13 protein-coding genes are annotated in these 17,725 nt (G+C 55.0%); 3 read left to right on the top strand and 10 right to left on the bottom strand.

From position 1 onward, the window contains the following. Positions 1-19: 19 nt before the first annotated feature. Entirely contained in the window at positions 20-1,522 is a 1,503-nt protein-coding gene (locus IM304_RS18660) for a helicase HerA-like C-terminal domain-containing protein (RefSeq protein WP_193355870.1), read from the top strand. On the opposite strand, the gene IM304_RS18655 is transcribed toward IM304_RS18660, so the two are convergent. Then, the gene (locus IM304_RS18655; protein ID WP_193355887.1) at positions 1,502-2,443 is read right to left on the bottom strand and encodes a TIGR01212 family radical SAM protein; all 942 of its coding nucleotides are present in this window, start codon (positions 2,441-2,443) and stop codon (positions 1,502-1,504) included. The genes IM304_RS18660 and IM304_RS18655 overlap by 21 nt on opposite strands. Positions 2,444-3,130: 687 nt before the next feature. On the opposite strand from IM304_RS18655, the gene gltB reads away from it, so the two are divergent. Continuing rightward, a complete protein-coding gene (gltB, locus tag IM304_RS18650) occupies positions 3,131-7,591 on the top strand; it encodes a glutamate synthase large subunit (RefSeq protein WP_148422346.1) in 4,461 nt (1,486 codons plus the stop codon). Between the two features lie 9 nt (positions 7,592-7,600). Next, positions 7,601-9,019, top strand: coding sequence for a glutamate synthase subunit GltD (gene gltD, locus IM304_RS18645; protein WP_176609372.1), 1,419 nt, complete (start codon positions 7,601-7,603; stop codon positions 9,017-9,019). A gap of 36 nt (positions 9,020-9,055) precedes the next feature. On the opposite strand, the gene IM304_RS18640 is transcribed toward gltD, so the two are convergent. The 9 genes from IM304_RS18640 to zapE form a co-directional block, all read right to left on the bottom strand. After that, positions 9,056-9,607, bottom strand: a complete 552-nt coding sequence (locus IM304_RS18640) for a hypothetical protein (RefSeq protein ID WP_193355869.1) — start codon at positions 9,605-9,607, stop codon at positions 9,056-9,058. Continuing rightward, positions 9,604-12,030 (bottom strand): fimbrial biogenesis outer membrane usher protein, encoded by a 2,427-nt coding sequence (locus IM304_RS18635; RefSeq protein WP_193355868.1) that lies wholly within the window; start codon positions 12,028-12,030, stop codon positions 9,604-9,606. Before IM304_RS18635 ends, IM304_RS18640 begins: the two co-directional genes overlap by 4 nt. A gap of 6 nt (positions 12,031-12,036) precedes the next feature. Then, entirely contained in the window at positions 12,037-12,741 is a 705-nt protein-coding gene (locus IM304_RS18630; protein ID WP_176609370.1) for a fimbria/pilus chaperone family protein, read from the bottom strand. Positions 12,742-12,851: 110 nt separating this feature from the next. Further along, complete coding sequence (locus IM304_RS18625) at positions 12,852-13,523, bottom strand: DUF1120 domain-containing protein (RefSeq protein ID WP_193355867.1); 672 nt, start codon at positions 13,521-13,523, stop codon at positions 12,852-12,854. 422 nt (positions 13,524-13,945) lie between these two features. Then, complete coding sequence (gene sspB / locus IM304_RS18620) at positions 13,946-14,443, bottom strand: ClpXP protease specificity-enhancing factor (RefSeq protein ID WP_148422340.1); 498 nt, start codon at positions 14,441-14,443, stop codon at positions 13,946-13,948. Positions 14,444-14,448: 5 nt separating this feature from the next. Continuing rightward, positions 14,449-15,087, bottom strand: a complete 639-nt coding sequence (gene sspA / locus IM304_RS18615) for a stringent starvation protein SspA (protein WP_014071978.1) — start codon at positions 15,085-15,087, stop codon at positions 14,449-14,451. A 306-nt stretch (positions 15,088-15,393) separates the two neighbouring features. Beyond that, the gene (gene rpsI, locus IM304_RS18610) at positions 15,394-15,786 is read right to left on the bottom strand and encodes a 30S ribosomal protein S9 (RefSeq protein ID WP_003860436.1); all 393 of its coding nucleotides are present in this window, start codon (positions 15,784-15,786) and stop codon (positions 15,394-15,396) included. Between the two features lie 15 nt (positions 15,787-15,801). Beyond that, positions 15,802-16,230, bottom strand: coding sequence for a 50S ribosomal protein L13 (gene rplM / locus IM304_RS18605; RefSeq protein WP_003860434.1), 429 nt, complete (start codon positions 16,228-16,230; stop codon positions 15,802-15,804). Positions 16,231-16,519: 289 nt separating this feature from the next. Then, a complete protein-coding gene (gene zapE / locus IM304_RS18600) occupies positions 16,520-17,644 on the bottom strand; it encodes a cell division protein ZapE (RefSeq protein ID WP_193355866.1) in 1,125 nt (374 codons plus the stop codon). Positions 17,645-17,725: the final 81 nt, after the last annotated feature.

The following is a 17,725-nucleotide window of genomic DNA, read 5'->3' as shown; positions in this document are numbered from 1 at the left end:
CTACGAGAGGACGTGCATCATGAGTACACCATTGTTAATCGCCAGGACGCTGGAAAAAGAGCTGTTTTTACTGCCCGCAATGGCAAACCGTCATGGCCTGATCACAGGCGCAACCGGGACGGGGAAAACCGTCACCCTGCAAAAGCTGGCGGAGTCATTGTCGGAGACTGGCGTACCGGTCTTTATGGCTGACGTGAAGGGCGATTTAACCGGGGTGGCTCAGGCGGGTACGGCGTCGGAAAAACTGCTCGAACGCCTGAAAAACATCGGCGTCACGGACTGGACGCCGCACGGCAATCCGGTAGTGCTATGGGATATCTTTGGTGAAAAAGGTCACCCGGTGCGCGCCACCGTCTCCGATCTCGGTCCGCTGCTGCTGGCCCGTCTCCTGAACCTCAACGACGTGCAGTCCGGCGTGCTGAATATTATCTTCCGCATTGCCGATGACCAGGGTCTGCTGCTGCTCGATTTCAAAGACCTGCGGGCCATTACCCAGTATATCGGCGATAACGCTAAATCGTTCCAGAACCAGTACGGCAATATCAGCAGCGCCTCAGTCGGCGCCATTCAGCGTGGGTTACTGACGCTGGAGCAGCAGGGTGCCGAGCACTTCTTCGGCGAGCCCATGCTGGACATCAAAGACTGGATGCGCACCGACAGCAGCGGCAAAGGCATCATCAATATCCTGAGGGCAGAGAAGCTCTACCAAATGCCGAAGCTTTACGCTGCCAGCCTGCTGTGGATGCTCTCCGAGCTCTATGAGCAACTGCCTGAGGCAGGCGATCTTGAGAAGCCAAAGCTGGTGTTCTTCTTTGACGAAGCGCACCTGCTGTTCAACGATGCGCCGCAGGTGTTGCTGGACAAAATTGAGCAGGTTATTCGCCTGATCCGTTCCAAAGGCGTCGGTGTCTGGTTTGTGTCGCAAAACCCGTCCGATATTCCTGACAACGTGCTGGGACAGCTGGGTAACCGAGTGCAGCACGCCCTGCGCGCCTATACTCCCAAAGATCAGAAAGCCGTCAAAGCCGCCGCTCAAACCATGCGCGCCAATCCGGCGTTTGATACCGAAGCCGAGATTCAGGCGCTGGGCACCGGTGAAGCGTTGGTTTCCTTCCTGGACGCGAAGGGCAGCCCAACCGTTGTGGAACGTGCGATGGTGATAGCACCCTGTTCACGCATGGGCCCGGTCACTGATGACGAACGCAACGGCCTGATTAACCACTCCCCCGTTTACGGAAAGTATGAAGACGAGGTGGATCGCGAGTCCGCGTTTGAGATGCTGCAAAAAGGGGTGCAGGCAACTACAGATGCCCAGGATGCTCCCGCGGCCAAAGGGCAGTCTGTCGCCGTGGATGACGGCATTCTCGGCGGGCTAAAAGACATTCTGTTTGGCACCACCGGACCGCGCGGCGGCAAGCGCGATGGCGTGGTGCAAACCATGGCGAAGAGCGCAGCGCGGCAGGTCACGAATCAGATTGTGCGCGGCATGCTGGGAAGCCTGTTAGGCGGCCGTCGACGGTAGACGAGGAACCCACGGCCTTCCCAGCGCCGACCCCTGCACGCCGTGCTCATGCAGATAGCGGTCGATCTCTACCATTCCCGTCCAGCGGTTCTCGCACCAGAGCGGTGCCAGCAGCGTTGGGCGGCGCGCGCTGGCTGAGAGTCGGTGGTAAACAATCTCCGGCGGCGTGTGGCGAATCATCTCCCCCGCCGTCGCGGTATAGTCGTCGAGCTCAATGCCGCTTAAGCGCCCCGCTTCCCACGCTTTCGCCATTGTGCTGCCCTTCACGATATGCAGCGGATGCAGCTTGATACCGTCCACGCCTGTCTCAACGACTTTTTCCAGCGTCTCAAGGCCGTGCTGCTGCCCTTCGCCGGGCAAGCCGACTATCAGATGCGAGCAGACTTTTAGCCCACGCGCGCGGGCGAGGCGCGTGGTGCGCTGGTAGCAGGCAAAATCATGGCCGCGATTAATACGGTGCAGGGTTTTGTCGTGCGCGCTCTGCAGGCCCAGCTCCAGCCAAATCTCGTAGCCCTGCTCTTTATACTCGCTGAGTAAATCCAGCACCGCGTCGGGCACGCAGTCCGGGCGCGTACCGACGCACAGCCCGACAATGTTCGCCTGAGCAACCGCCTGCTGATACATCGAACGCAGCACCTGCACTTCCGCCCATGTGCTGGTATAGGCCTGGAAATAGGCCAGATACCGCTTTGCACGGTTTACAAGGCTGGCCTGATGCGCGAGCTGCTCCGCGATGGATTTATGCTGCTGGGCCTCGTCCGCAAACGAGGCCACGTTGCAGAACGTACAGCCGCCACGTCCGATGGTGCCATCGCGGTTCGGACAGCTAAAGCCGCCGTGCAGCGTCAGCTTATGAACCTTTTGCCCATAGCGCTGCAAAAGATCCCCACCAAACATATTGACTAATTTCTGTAACTGCATAATCTGATAGACCGTCCCGAAGAAAGGGGACAAGCCTGCCATTTTTAGCCTCCGTCGGCGATGACCTGGATCAATCGCCCTGGACGGCCTTTATCTATATGAATAAATAATCACGATAACCGAGATTTAATTCACCCAGCACGTAATTACTTTTCCTTATGTTCTGATTGTTTTTTTCATTTATAGCGCCAACACTCAAAAACAGTGATTTTATGCGGGTCCGAACAGATCACCAGCGTATTATTCTGCTATAAATCAGCATTTCAGCACGCTGCATCGATAATACCGCTTTCATACAGTGAGTCAGATCACACTCTTCAGTCGCTTCCCAACGCTTTCAGCGCTTGTAAAAATAGTTAAATATCTTTTTAAATCAATAGTATAAATACTCTTTAGCACAATTTTGTATAAATAAGATTGCCATTTGACCTGTGTACCAATTCCCGATAAGTTGGAAATCCGCTGGAAGCTTTCTGGATGAGCGGCCTGCTCATCATATTTATGCAGTAATTGAGATTCCCTCTGAAGCAAGTCCTCAAACTTGTTTACCTGCGCGAAAGGATGAAAAAGAGGGCGAATGCGAGGTCCGCGTATGAAACGCCAGCCCCGTCGCCACGCTCTTTCTGTGCCTGTGCGCCACGGTTACGTTCAGTGGGAAGCCCGACGAGCCTGGGGAGGTTCACTGATATGTTGTACGATAAATCCCTTGAGAAGGATAACTGTGGTTTCGGCCTGATCGCCCACATAGAAGGCGAACCTAGCCACAAGGTGGTGCGTACCGCTATTCACGCACTGGCCCGTATGCAGCACCGTGGCGCCATCCTTGCCGATGGTAAAACCGGCGACGGTTGCGGCCTGCTGCTGCAAAAACCCGATCGTTTCTTCCGCATCGTGGCGGAAGAGCGCGGCTGGCGTTTAGCCAAAAACTACGCTGTCGGCATGCTGTTCCTGAATCAGGATCCTGAAAAAGCGGCCGCCTCACGCCGCATCGTCGAAGAAGAACTTCAGCGTGAAACCCTGTCCATTGTCGGCTGGCGCGATGTGCCAACTAACGAAGGGGTACTCGGTGAAATCGCCCTCTCCTCGCTGCCTCGTATTGAACAGATTTTTGTTAACGCGCCTGCGGGCTGGCGTCCGCGTGATATGGAACGCCGTCTGTTCATCGCCCGCCGCCGCATTGAAAAACGTCTTCAGGACGATAAAGAGTTCTACGTCTGTAGCCTCTCGAACCTGGTGAACATCTATAAAGGTCTGTGTATGCCGGCCGATCTGCCGCGCTTCTACCTGGACCTGGCGGACCTGCGTCTGGAATCGGCCATTTGCCTGTTCCACCAGCGCTTCTCCACCAACACCGTACCTCGCTGGCCGCTGGCTCAGCCGTTCCGCTATCTGGCGCACAACGGCGAAATCAACACCATCACCGGTAACCGCCAGTGGGCCCGTGCCCGTACCTATAAGTTCCAGACCCCGCTGATCCCGGACCTGCACGATGCCGCGCCGTTCGTGAACGAAACCGGCTCTGACTCCAGCTCCATGGATAACATGCTGGAGCTGCTGCTGGCAGGCGGGATGGACATCGTGCGCGCGATGCGTCTGCTGGTGCCACCGGCCTGGCAGAATAACCCGGACATGGATCCGGAGCTGCGCGCGTTCTTCGACTTTAACTCCATGCACATGGAGCCGTGGGACGGTCCGGCGGGCATCGTCATGTCCGACGGTCGCTTCGCGGCCTGTAACCTGGACCGTAACGGCCTGCGCCCGGCGCGCTACGTGATCACCAAAGATAAGCTCATTACCTGCGCCTCTGAAGTGGGGATCTGGGATTATCAGCCTGACGAAGTAGTTGAGAAAGGCCGCGTCGGTCCGGGCGAGCTGATGGTTATCGATACCCGCGGCGGCCGTATTCTGCACTCTGCGGAAACCGATAACGATCTGAAAAGCCGTCATCCATACAAAGAGTGGATGGCGAAGAACGTGCGTCGCCTGGTGCCGTTTGAAGATCTGCCGGACGAAGAGGTGGGCAGCCGTGAAATGGACGACGATACGCTTGCGAGCTTCCAGAAGCAGTTCAACTACAGCGCGGAAGAGCTGGACTCGGTTATCCGCGTTCTGGGTGAAAACGGCCAGGAAGCGGTCGGCTCCATGGGTGACGATACCCCGTTTGCCGTGCTTTCAAGCCAGCCGCGTATTATTTACGACTACTTCCGCCAGCAGTTTGCGCAGGTAACCAACCCGCCGATCGATCCGCTGCGTGAAGCCCACGTCATGTCGCTGGCCACCAGCATCGGCCGCGAAATGAACGTCTTCTGCGAAGCCGAAGGCCAGGCGCACCGTCTGACCTTTAAGTCGCCGATCCTGCTTTACTCTGACTTCAAACAGCTCACCACCATGACCGAGGAGCACTACCGTGCCGATACGCTCGACATTACGTTCGACGTGACCGAAACCAGCCTCGAAGAGACGGTAAACGCGCTGTGCGACAAAGCCGAACAGATGGTACGTAACGGTACCGTTCTGCTGGTGCTGTCCGATCGCAATATCGCAAAAAATCGTCTGCCGGTGCCTGCGCCAATGGCGGTAGGCGCTATCCAGACGCGTCTGGTGGATAAGAGCCTGCGCTGCGACGCCAACATTATCGTGGAAACCGCGAGCGCCCGAGATCCGCACCACTTTGCCGTGCTGTTAGGCTTTGGCGCCACGGCGATCTACCCGTACCTGGCCTACGAAACGCTGGCCCGCCTGGTGGATACCCGCGCCATCGACAAAGATTACCGCGCGGTGATGCTGAACTACCGTAACGGCATCAACAAAGGCCTGTACAAGATCATGTCCAAAATGGGCATCTCGACCATCGCCTCCTACCGCTGCTCGAAGCTTTTTGAAGCGGTGGGTCTGCATGACGATGTGGCCAACCTCTGCTTCCAGGGCGTGATCAGCCGTATCGGCGGCGCCGGTTTTGCTGACTTCCAGCAGGATCTGGTGAACCTGTCTAAACGCGCCTGGCTGGCACGTAAGCCGCTGGATCAGGGCGGTCTGCTGAAATACGTTCACGGCGGCGAGTATCACGCCTACAACCCGGACGTGGTGCGCACGCTGCAGCAGGCGGTGCAGAGCGGCGAATACAGCGATTATCAGCAGTACGCTGAGCTGGTAAACAACCGTCCGGCGGCGACGCTGCGCGATCTCATTGCCCTGAACCCGGGTGACGAGGCTGTCAGCATCGACGACGTTGAGCCTGCCTCTGAGCTGTTTAAACGCTTCGATACCGCGGCGATGTCAATCGGCGCCCTGAGCCCGGAAGCCCACGAAGCGCTGGCGGAAGCCATGAACAGCATCGGCGGCAACTCGAACTCCGGCGAAGGTGGCGAAGATCCGGCGCGCTACGGCACCAACAAAGTGTCGCGTATCAAGCAGGTGGCATCCGGTCGCTTTGGCGTAACGCCTGCGTACCTGGTTAACGCCGACGTCATTCAGATTAAAGTCGCTCAGGGTGCTAAACCGGGCGAAGGCGGCCAGCTGCCGGGTGATAAAGTCACCCCGTACATCGCCAAACTGCGCTACTCGGTACCGGGAGTGACGCTGATCTCCCCGCCGCCGCACCACGATATTTACTCTATCGAGGATCTGGCGCAGCTGATTTTCGACCTGAAGCAGGTCAACCCGAAAGCGATGATCTCCGTGAAGCTGGTTTCCGAGCCGGGCGTCGGCACCATTGCGACCGGCGTAGCAAAAGCCTATGCGGATCTGATCACCATTGCTGGCTACGACGGTGGTACCGGCGCAAGCCCGCTCTCTTCCGTGAAATACGCGGGTTGCCCGTGGGAGCTTGGTCTGGTGGAAACCCAGCAGGCGCTGGTCGCTAACGGCCTGCGTCACAAGATCCGTCTGCAGGTGGACGGCGGCCTGAAAACCGGCCTCGACATCATCAAGGCAGCGATTCTGGGCGCGGAAAGCTTCGGCTTCGGTACCGGCCCGATGGTCGCGCTCGGCTGTAAATACCTGCGTATTTGCCACCTGAACAACTGCGCAACCGGTGTTGCAACCCAGGACGAGAAGCTGCGTAAGAACCACTATCACGGCCTGCCGTTCAAGGTGACCAACTACTTTGACTTCATCGCCCGTGAAACCCGCGAGCTGATGGCGCAGCTGGGCGTGAAGCGTCTGGTGGATCTGATTGGCCGTACCGACCTGCTAAAAGAGCTGGAAGGCTTCACGGCGAAGCAGCAGAAGCTTGAGCTGAGCAAGCTGCTGGAAACCGCGCAGCCGCACCCAGGCAAAGCGGTCTACTGCACCGAGAAAAACCCGCCGTTCGACAACGGCGTGCTGAACGCGCAGCTGCTGCAGCAGGCGAAGCCGTATGTTGATGAGAAGCAGAGCAAAACGTTCTGGTTTGATATCCGCAATACCGACCGCTCCGTGGGCGCATCGCTCTCCGGCTACATCGCGCAAACGCACGGCGATCAGGGGCTGGCAGCGGATCCGATCACCGCGCACTTCAGCGGTACGGCGGGTCAGAGCTTCGGCGTGTGGAACGCCGGCGGCGTTGAGCTTATCCTTACCGGCGATGCCAACGACTACGTCGGGAAAGGCATGGCGGGTGGTCTGCTGGCGGTGCGTCCTCCGGTCGGTTCGGCATTCCGCAGTCATGAGGCCAGCATCATCGGTAACACCTGCCTTTACGGCGCGACCGGCGGTCGTCTGTTTGCCGCGGGCCGTGCGGGTGAGCGTTTTGCGGTGCGTAACTCCGGTGCTATCACCGTGGTGGAAGGCATTGGCGATAACGGCTGTGAATACATGACGGGCGGAATTGTGTGCGTCCTGGGTAAAACCGGCGTGAACTTCGGCGCTGGCATGACGGGCGGTTTTGCTTACGTCCTGGATGAAGACGGCGAGTTCCGCAAACGCGTGAACCCGGAGCTGGTGGAAGTGCTGGACGTTGATACGCTGGCCATCCACGAAGAACACCTGCGCGGCTTAATTACCGAACACGTGCAGCATACCGGTTCTTCGCGCGGCGAAGAGATCCTGGCTAACTGGCCGGCGTTCTCTGCGAAATTCGCGCTGGTTAAGCCGAAGTCCAGCGATGTTAAAGCCCTGTTGGGTCACCGTAGTCGTAGCGCAGCAGAGCTGCGCGTGCAGGCGCAGTAAGGAATTCAGATGAGCCAGAACGTATACCAGTTTATCGACCTGCAGCGTGTTGATCCGCCAAAGAAACCGCTGAAGATCCGTAAAATTGAATTTGTAGAAATCTACGAGCCGTTTTCAGAAGGCCAGGCCAAAGCGCAGGCAGACCGCTGCCTGTCCTGCGGTAACCCTTACTGTGAATGGAAATGTCCGGTACATAACTACATCCCGAACTGGCTGAAGCTGGCTAACGAAGGACGTATTTTTGAAGCCGCCGAGCTCTCTCACCAGACTAATACCCTGCCGGAAGTGTGCGGCCGCGTGTGTCCGCAGGACCGTCTGTGCGAGGGTTCCTGTACGCTGAACGACGAGTTTGGCGCGGTGACCATCGGTAATATTGAGCGCTATATCAACGATAAAGCGTTTGAGATGGGCTGGCGCCCGGATATGACCGGCGTGCGTCAAACCGACAAGCGTGTGGCGATTATCGGTGCAGGCCCTGCTGGCCTGGCCTGCGCGGACGTCCTGACCCGTAACGGCGTGAAGGCGGTGGTCTTTGACCGTCATCCGGAGATCGGCGGTCTGCTGACCTTCGGTATCCCGGCCTTCAAGCTGGAGAAAGAGGTGATGACCCGCCGCCGTGAAATCTTTACCGGCATGGGCATCGAGTTCAAGCTGAACGTGGAAGTGGGCCGCGACGTGCAGCTCGACGATCTGCTGAAGGATTACGACGCCGTGTTCCTCGGCGTGGGCACCTATCAGTCGATGCGCGGTGGTCTGGAAAACGAAGAGGCACCAGGCGTGTATGATGCCCTGCCGTTCCTTATCGCCAACACTAAGCAAATCATGGGCTACGGCGAAACTGCCGACGAGCCGTTCGTCAGCATGGAAGGCAAACGCGTGGTGGTGCTGGGCGGCGGTGATACCGCAATGGACTGCGTGCGTACCTCCATTCGTCAGAATGCGGCACACGTGATCTGCGCCTATCGTCGTGACGAAGAGAATATGCCGGGCTCTAAACGCGAAGTGAAGAACGCGCGTGAAGAGGGCGTCGAGTTCCAGTTCAACATCCAGCCTCTTGGTATTGAAGTGAATGCTAACGGCAAAGTAAGCGGCGTGAAGATGGCGCGTACCGAGATGGGCGCGCCGGATGCAAAAGGCCGTCGTCGCGCGGAGATCGTCGCAGGCTCCGAACATGTGATCCCGGCCGATGCGGTGGTAATGGCGTTCGGTTTCCGTCCTCACAGCATGGAGTGGCTGGCGAAGCACAGCGTTGAGCTGGATTCACAGGGCCGCATTATTGCGCCAGAAGGCAGCGACAATGCGTTCCAGACCAGCAATCCAAAAATCTTCGCCGGTGGTGATATCGTTCGCGGATCTGACCTTGTGGTAACGGCGATTGCCGAAGGTCGTAAAGCGGCTGACGGTATACTGAACTACCTGGAAGTGTAATAAAAAAGCCCGGTGATAAACCGGGCTTTTTTTGGATTATTTCTTAAGAAGCTGCCACGCCAGGTCAGTCTCAAGCGCGGTTTGATCCGCAATATGGCTAAACGCGCTGTCATTCAGCACCGGGAAAATGGTTACGGTAAAATTCATTTGCTGACCAACGGGAACCTGACCGTTTTCAACCGCCACGACGGCCTCGTTATTGCGGATAAACAGTGATGATCCACTATCATTATCCGGCGTAAAGTTCACCTGATCCGTTGTTTTCCCTACGCTGTAGCTTTTACCATCAAGCGTCAGGTTGCTGACTTTAATCGCCACACCGCCGTTCTGACCGAACTGAAAACGCCCTTTCTGGCCAGAAGCCCCCTGCAACAGGGTCGCCATCTGCTGCTTTTCCGGGCAATAAACGCTGACGTTAATGTCTTTTTCCGGCATTTTGTTCCAGCTTTGCTGACTGGAAATGATGTTGTTACGCCGCATCTGATGGTAATCCACAATCTGCTGAGAGAGCGTTAACTGGCACTCTTCAGCATAAGAAAGCCCTGGTAAAGCAAGCAGCAATAGCGCAGCCAGACGTTGAAGGTTCATCGACATACTCCGTTCACTTCCTCATAAAACGCGTCTTCGTCATGCTTTTCAGGAAGTGCGAACTCAAGCCTGCACAGACGTTGGTTGTCATCATTAATGGCATACAGTGCAGCGACCCGGTCGGCATCGTTCAGGAAGACATGCCCGTCATCAACGACCGTCACTATGTAGTTATCTTTGTCATCCACTACGGACAGCCCCTTCGTCAGCGGCTTACCGTCCGCCTGTTTGATGCGTAACATCACGCGGCGGCTGTTCAGTACCCTGAAGCTCACTTCGCTTACCGAACCATGTGCAGCAGCAATATATTTGGTACCGTTTGCCAGGGTCATGCTTTGCGGTAACTTGTTCGCATCCACTTCGATGCGCGAGTTACGCCACTCCGTCAAACCAGGAATAACAGCCTGGCCCCAGCGGTCGGTCCAGACGGTACCCTGCGGCGTGGTAATTTCTACACCCGCTTTCGGCTCGCTCAGTCTGGCAATCGCGAAGGTATCCTTGATGGAATACGGTGAGAAGGTGACGCCGTTTTTATGCATCGCAATGCCGCCGGACAGGGTAGCATTGTAGTTACGCTGGTTATCACCGCTGGTTCCCCCACCTACGCTCAGCTGGGTGTAATGCAGGTTGGTATTGATGTTACCGTTAAAACTGTTTTCCTTTGTTTCCTGGTCACGATCGGCAGAAATATAGTAGTTGGTGTCACTACCCAGCGAGCCGCTGTTTGCCAGGCCGTAGCTGGTGCTGTCGCCCTGCTTGCGCATGTAGGAGCTCAGGCTCTGCGAACCGCCTAACGGAATGCTGAGGTTGATGTAGAGCAGATCGTCGTCCTGGTCATCATCGGTGCTGCCCACTGCGCTTTGCCAGTTCACGTTGATCGAAGCGTATTTGAAGGTTTTCCCCCATGTAAGCAGTAAATAGCGAGAATCCTCTCCCTCTCCTGCCGCCTGGTTGTAGCTCAAACCAGCACTAAAAGCCCCGGCAAGCTGAGTAGACCAACGCACGTTGCCCGAATAACTGTTGTCGTAACCCTCGTAATCATCGTCCATCGCATCCGCCAGTTCGCGGTAATCACCGCTGTAGTGCGCCACGCTGGCAGACAGGCCGACGTTCTCGGTCAGCGAGTAATCGCTCTGTAATTCGTTTTTGATACCGTTATCGCTGTCGCCAAAGTGCGCCTTGCTGGCGGCCATGCTGGTGGAGACGTTCCAGCCATCGGTGACCATAAACTCCGTGCGCGCCCCTGCCGCCTGGTAATCCTCCGCCACCACGCCGGAGGCAAGGAGGTTCATCCATGGGAAAATTCGCCAGCCATCGGATACGTTGAACACCAGCGGATCGCTGTAGTCGCTATCAATGCCGCGTACCTGGCCTGCCGAAACGGTCAGCCCGTTTGGTCTTGACAGGTTTCGCGCTTTTACGGATGCGGCTGGAACAATGTAGTGGTTGCTCGAACCGTCAGACTCGACGACGGTGACGTCCAGATCGACGTTATTGCGCACCATGGGCACATCATCAAGGGTAAACGGTCCCGCTGGCACCAGGGTGTTAAAGATAAGCCGCCCATTCTGGCGAACCTCTACGCGCGCCTGGGAGGTACGGGCAATACCGGATACGCTCACCCCGGTACTGTCTTTCTGTAAACCGCTGGTCGGCATTAACTGCACACCCGTGATGGGAATGCCGCTTAGCACATCGGACATGGCGTTAACTTCCCCCACCTGCATGGTCAGGCGCTGGGGAACAAATACGTGTTCGGCGTAAGTGTAAATACTCTCTGCGTTTCGGTTGCCGTCATCGTCCGTCAGGATATAGCGGCTGCGCAGAGACCAGTCCATCGCGTTGAATCCCGCCTCCAGGCTTGCCTGTGAGTAACGGTTACTGCTGCCATCGCTGCCGCTGTAGTCGCTTTTGGTGCTGAATAACGAGTAGTTAAGCATGCCTGCCGTGCCGCCATGCTGGAAGTTTTTCACATCAGCGCTCAGGCTGTTAAGCGCTTCCGGTGGCAGATAAAGCTCGACCGTCTCCTGGTTTGGCAAAGGGTTAATCACCGCCTGAGCATAATCGCTGCGAAGATCGTGGCAGGTTTCGTTTGCCTTTATGGGAACCGGCATGAGGCCAGCGAATTCCAGGAAGTCGTTATCAACGCACATCGTACCGTCTTCACTGAAGCGTACGGCTGCCGTTCCGCGATTGTTGCCGTTCACTTTGACCGAAACGGAGTGCGTCCCCGGTAAAAAGCGTGGGGCTTCAGCAAAGTAGCGGTTCAGATCGATACCCAGCCCACGGGATTTGAGGATATCGGTATCAAACGTTACCTCCCTCGCGTGGAGGGAGGGGGCATCAAGAAGCATCAGAGGTATTGCGCTATAAATCACAGCGCGCACAAAAAGTGCAAGTTGGCTTTTTTTACGCACTGCCATAATCCTTTATTTATTCAGATCCGCAATAAAACTGGGGACTTCAACGCCATAGCGGCTGGCAGGGAAAAATTTCACTTTGTTATTGCCGCTAACGGATTTACCCATCGAAACCGTCATGGTTTCGCCAGGTAAAATGTAGGTTTTAGCCAGCACGCCGCTGATACCCGATGGTTGCAGCACCACGTTCTGGGCCAGGCGTACAACATACTTACTCGGGTTTTTTACCGTGACGGAGGTACCGGAGGCGGTCCAGTCGAGGAACTTCCAGGCATCGGTCACCACTGCCAGCTTCGCCGGGCGAATCAGCACGGGAAGGTCCTGACGAATATTGATGCCAATTTTCACTTTGTTGTCATCGCTCTTCGGCGGGATACCTTCAAAGGTCACACGCTTGTAGTGCTCAACGTCTAGCGGTTTGCTGGTTTGCAGGATGAAGCGCAATTGCTGAGTCTGACCGGGCTCGAGTCGCACCACGGGCTGAGTGGTGACGAGTTTGAGGCCCTTGTCATCTGGCAGATCCACCACGTCGGTGTACAGCAGCGAAGGATGGCTGTCGGTATTTTTAACGTTGATGGTGCCGCTGTGGGTCGCTTCATCAATAACCAGCAGACTGGTTTCTGGAACCATGCCTGCGGCGTGTGCAGCAAACTGTGCAGTGAATAAGGCGGCTACGGCGAGCGTTTTAAATAAAACATTTTTAGAGCATGTCATAGGTATATTCCTTGAAAGCACTACTTAACACTCCGTGTTTATGGCGCTTCTTTATGAGAGAAAAAGCTTTCCCTCTGCATTAAATTTAACTCACTTTAAATTCGAAAGGATTAGAGATATTTAAGGCTAATCGTTAGCTGGCCATCCAGTCGGGTATCATCGGTAATGGCAAGCATTGCGGTATTTTGAATAGCCAGAGACGTTACCAGCGGAAATGTTGCTGTCTGAAAAGCGAGCGGGTCAACAGTTCCTGATAATGCGACGGTAATATTGCGATTATTTTCGCCCTGGCTGGAGCCGTCAGTACTTTTAGCCCAGGTTGATGAACCATTCTGCTGATATATGGGATCCACCGATTTGCCGTCTGCAGTAATGCTGTTCACCTTCATGAACATGGCATAAGAGCCAATGTTTACCGTGCCCGCTTTTCCGACACCGTATGTCTGGTTAGTTGCACTCTGCGCGCCTCCCGTGAATGTCCCGGCAGACACGGTTAAACCCGCGTTAGAATCGGCTCGATCGTCTATCATATTCCAGGCAACTTTTGTTGCTGCCGTGCAGGTAATAGTGAGATCGATATTCCTTTGGCCAAGCTGGTTTACGGTTGTAGATGACAATTCACCTAAGCGGATGTTGCCGTAGTCCACCACACCGCCATTGCTAAATTCGGGGGTACAGGCCGGGCTCGTCAGCGTACCTTTGATTTTCAGTATCGCGGTTTCAGAGGCAAACGTCGAATTTACGCAAAGGAAGAATGTTGCTGCCAATAGAATCTTTTTCATGAGTTAATCCTTAACTTATGAGATATAGCCAATACAATATCGACGTAAACCATCCCTGCCTGTCGTTATCATCCCCTATGCAGAAAGCATGCCGCGATAATATAGAAATCTTAAATACATGCAATTTAGGTTTATTAATTATTCTTTTTAGATTTACTCAAACAATAGGTAGGATATATAAAAAAGCACACTCAAGCTCTTTATAGCCCATTTTTATTCATAATATTTATTGATTAAGCGAGCTTATAAAGATTACATTTTTATTCCATCACCTCTCTTATATGGAATAATGCATTGCATTGTCTTAATTTTCAACAAACCTATACATGATAAAAATATTCTCCCAACGGGTAACGAACGGTCTTTATCCATAAAAAAATCCAGCCGACTAACGAGGGCTGGATTTTATAAGGGATGAGTCGTTATTTTACCACTCTGAGAGCAGGACGCCCCCCGCGTGGCGGCGGATCGTCATCCGGATCGTTATCATCCTGCGTATCGGGTTTGTCACCGTCAATAACGGACATCACCGTGTCGCTTTCGCGCGCCTCGGCTGCATCGTCATCGTTCAGGCTGGCAACGTCTTCATCGTACGCCGCTTCCGGCTCAAACATGGTGCCTGCACCGTTTTCACGGGCGTAGATAGCCAGTACCGCGGCCAGCGGTACGGAAACCTGACGCGGCACGCCGCCGAAACGCGCGTTAAAGCGCACTTCGTCGTTTGCCAGCTCGAGGTTACCGACGGCGCGTGGCGCAATATTCAGTACAATTTGTCCGTCGCGTGCGTATTCCATTGGAACCAGCACGCCCGGCAACGTCACATCCACAACCAGGTGCGGCGTGAGCTGGTTATCCAGCAGCCATTCATAGAAGGCGCGCAGCAGATACGGACGGCGTGGTGAAAGTTGTGACATTTCCACAGTCATTAGCCTCGGCCGAGACGCATTTCACGTTCCGGTTCAGTTAAGGATGCCAGGAAAGAGTCGCGTTCAAATACGCGAGTCATATAGCCTTTCAGCTCTTTCGCGCCAGGGCCGCTGAACTCAACGCCCAGGGTTGGCAGACGCCACAGCAACGGTGCCAGGTAGCAGTCTACCAGGCTGAACTCATCGCTCAGGAAGAACGGCTTTTGACCAAATACCGGCGCAATCGCCAGCAGCTCTTCACGCAGCTGTTTACGTGCAGCATCCGCTTCTGAAGAGGAACCGTTAACGATAACGTTCATCAGCGTGTACCAGTCTTTCTCGATACGCTGCATGTACAGGCGGCTTTCACCACGCGCAACAGGATAAACAGGCATCAGCGGCGGATGCGGGAAACGCTCATCCAGGTATTCCATAATGATACGGGATTCCCACAGGGTCAGCTCGCGATCCACCAGCGTCGGTACGCTTTGGCTCGGGTTGAGATCGATCAGATCCTGAGGCGGGTTATCCTTTTCCACATGCTCGATCTCAAAACTGACACCCTTCTCGGCCAGCACGATACGAACCTGATGGCTATAAATGTCAGTAGGACCAGAAAACAGCGTCATTACCGAACGTTTGTTGGCAGCGACAGCCATGAAAACCTCCAGGTATATTCAGAATTTTTACTGCTACCAGCCCAACGGGCCAGCCAGATGAAGTATCGCCCATCCCAGAGAAGACACATTGTTCAAGAATCGAACAAAAATCGAGTATTCACCGATATTTGGGCAGAAAATTGGATGATAGTTTACCAGATTTTGATGGCTTTGTGGTGAGGGGATGCCGGAAATGTGGAAAAAGAGAAGATATATGAAATGTTACTGTGGATAACCTGAGCATTATCCATAAAAAAACCCGCCGAAGCGGGTTTTTCGCCAATCGTTCTGCGTGAGCAGAAGGGATTAACGTTTGGAGAACTGTGGACGACGACGTGCTTTACGCAGACCCACTTTCTTACGTTCAACCTGACGAGCGTCACGAGTAACGAAGCCAGCTTTACGCAGTTCAGAACGCAGGGATTCGTCGTACTCCATCAGAGCGCGGGTGATACCGTGACGGATCGCACCTGCCTGACCGGAGATACCACCACCTTTAACGGTGATGTACAGATCCAGTTTTTCTACCATATCAACCAGTTCCAGCGGCTGGCGAACTACCATGCGGGCAGTTTCGCGACCGAAGTACTGTTCCAGAGAACGCTGGTTAATTACGATTTTACCACTGCCCGGTTTAATGAAAACGCGAGCTGCGGAACTTTTGCGGCGACCAGTGCCGTAGTATTGATTTTCAGCCATTGCCTATAATCCCGATTAGATGTCAAGAACTTGCGGTTGCTGTGCCGCGTGGTTGTGCTCGTTGCCTGCGTAAACTTTCAGTTTACGGAACATAGCACGACCCAGCGGGCCTTTTGGCAGCATGCCTTTAACCGCGATTTCAATCACACGCTCAGGACGGCGAGCAATCATCTCTTCAAAGGTCGCTTCTTTGATACCACCGATGTGGCCGGTGTGGTGGTAGTACATTTTGTCAGTACGCTTGTTGCCGGTAACAGCAACTTTGTCAGCGTTCAGAACGATGATGTAATCACCGGTATCAACGTGCGGAGTGTATTCCGCTTTATGCTTACCGCGCAGGCGACGAGCCAGTTCAGTAGCCAGACGGCCCAGAGTTTTACCGGTCGCGTCAACAACATACCAGTCGCGCTGTACGGTTTCTGGTTTAGCTGTAAAAGTTTTCATTAAAAGCTTACCCAAATAATAAGTTACACGTTGGTGAACACCCAAACGTTTAGTCAGTTGAGGTTCACACGACAAAGTCCGGCAAACCTACCCCTTCGAATAGCACATGCCGACACATAGAAAGTTTCGGGAAAAAAACCTTCTCGTAACGTGGGGTCGCAAGATTATAGAGAAGTTGAGGTCAAAGATCGACCCTTAAATGTGATTTGGAATGGGTTTTTCGGGGGGCAAGTTTGTGCGGTCTGGAGCCCTCACCCCCAGCCCCTCTCCCACAGGGAGAAGAGGGCATTTACGGCATATGTTCAAGCTTCAGGTATTCCTCGCTTTGCATCTCCTGCAAACGCGACAGGCAGCGCTGGAACTCAAACTTCAGGCGCTCGCCCCGGTAGATCGCATATAAAGGCGCCTCGGCGCTGACCACCAGCTTGACGTGGCGTTCGTAAAATTCATCCACCAGCGCGATGAAGCGGCGCGCTTCGCTCTCCATCAGCGGCGTCATCACCGGCACATCCAGCAGCATGACGGTATGGAACAGCCGCGAAAGCGCGATGTAGTCATGCTGGCTGCGTGCATCCACGCACAGCGTGGCAAAAGAGACGGCCAGCGTCTGGTTCTCGACGCCCAGCGTCGGCAACGGACGATGGTTAATTTCCAGCTCCGGCGCGTTATCCCGCTTTTCGCCCGCCAGCGCCAGCCACAGTTTTTCCATCTCCCGGGTCGTGTCGTCGTTCAACGGCGAAAGCCACAGGTGCGCCTGCGTCAGCGTGCGCAGACGATAATCGACACCGGCATCGACATTCATAATGTCGCAGTGCTGCTTGATGGCATCAATGGCGGGTAGAAAACGCGCCCGCTGGAGGCCGTTGCGGTACAGTTCATCCGGCGGGATATTGGAGGTCGCCACCAGGGTGATCCCGCGCGCAAACAGCGCTTTCATGAGTCCCCCCAGCAACATGGCATCCGTAATATCGGAAACAAAAAACTCGTCAAAACAGAGCACGTCCGTTTCAGCCTTGAAGCGGTCCGCTACGATTTCCAGCGGATCGGTTTCGCCCTGCAGCGCCGTCAGCTCCTCATGGACCCGCAGCATAAAACGGTGAAAGTGCAGACGCTGCTTACGCGAGCCGGGCAGGCTCTGGTAGAACATATCCATCAGCCAGGTTTTACCGCGCCCTACGCCGCCCCACATATATAAGCCGCGAACCGGTGCGTTTACCTGCGGCTCTTTTTTGCCCAGCAAACGGCCGAGTGCCGCCTTCAGCCCGCTGCTCTGCACCGCATCGCCGGGTTTAGCCTGAAGTTCATGGTAAATAGTGTCCAGGCGGTTAACCGCCTCACGCTGGACATCATCCGGCTGATGCGTGCCCTCACTCAGGGCCAGTTGGTAACGCGATGACGGGGACAGGTTTTGCATGATGTTATTGTTATTCCTTTAGTTAAACCTCATCAGCGGTCGTGGCTGATGAAAAAAAGGCCGTTCTACACTACGCGATGA

The sequence above is a fragment of the Enterobacter cloacae complex sp. P40C2 genome, from assembly GCF_014930695.1.
Lineage (GTDB): Bacteria > Pseudomonadota > Gammaproteobacteria > Enterobacterales > Enterobacteriaceae > Enterobacter > Enterobacter pasteurii.
This window is presented reverse-complemented; position numbering and strand designations above follow the sequence as displayed.

Bases quoted from the DNA above. Each gene is read 5' to 3' on its own strand.
- IM304_RS18630 (WP_176609370.1), bottom strand. From the start codon at position 12,741: ATGACATGCTCTAAAAATGTTTTATTTAAAACGCTCGCCGTAGCCGCC.
- IM304_RS18660 (WP_193355870.1), top strand. From the start codon at position 20: ATGAGTACACCATTGTTAATCGCCAGGACGCTGGAAAAAGAGCTGTTT.
- rpsI (WP_003860436.1), bottom strand. From the start codon at position 15,786: ATGGCTGAAAATCAATACTACGGCACTGGTCGCCGCAAAAGTTCCGCA.
- sspA (WP_014071978.1), bottom strand. From the start codon at position 15,087: ATGGCTGTCGCTGCCAACAAACGTTCGGTAATGACGCTGTTTTCTGGT.
- IM304_RS18635 (WP_193355868.1), bottom strand. From the start codon at position 12,030: ATGGCAGTGCGTAAAAAAAGCCAACTTGCACTTTTTGTGCGCGCTGTG.
- IM304_RS18640 (WP_193355869.1), bottom strand. From the start codon at position 9,607: ATGAACCTTCAACGTCTGGCTGCGCTATTGCTGCTTGCTTTACCAGGG.
- gltD (WP_176609372.1), top strand. From the start codon at position 7,601: ATGAGCCAGAACGTATACCAGTTTATCGACCTGCAGCGTGTTGATCCG.
- zapE (WP_193355866.1), bottom strand. From the start codon at position 17,644: ATGCAAAACCTGTCCCCGTCATCGCGTTACCAACTGGCCCTGAGTGAG.
- IM304_RS18625 (WP_193355867.1), bottom strand. From the start codon at position 13,523: ATGAAAAAGATTCTATTGGCAGCAACATTCTTCCTTTGCGTAAATTCG.
- gltB (WP_148422346.1), top strand. From the start codon at position 3,131: ATGTTGTACGATAAATCCCTTGAGAAGGATAACTGTGGTTTCGGCCTG.
- rplM (WP_003860434.1), bottom strand. From the start codon at position 16,230: ATGAAAACTTTTACAGCTAAACCAGAAACCGTACAGCGCGACTGGTAT.
- IM304_RS18655 (WP_193355887.1), bottom strand. From the start codon at position 2,443: ATGCAGTTACAGAAATTAGTCAATATGTTTGGTGGGGATCTTTTGCAG.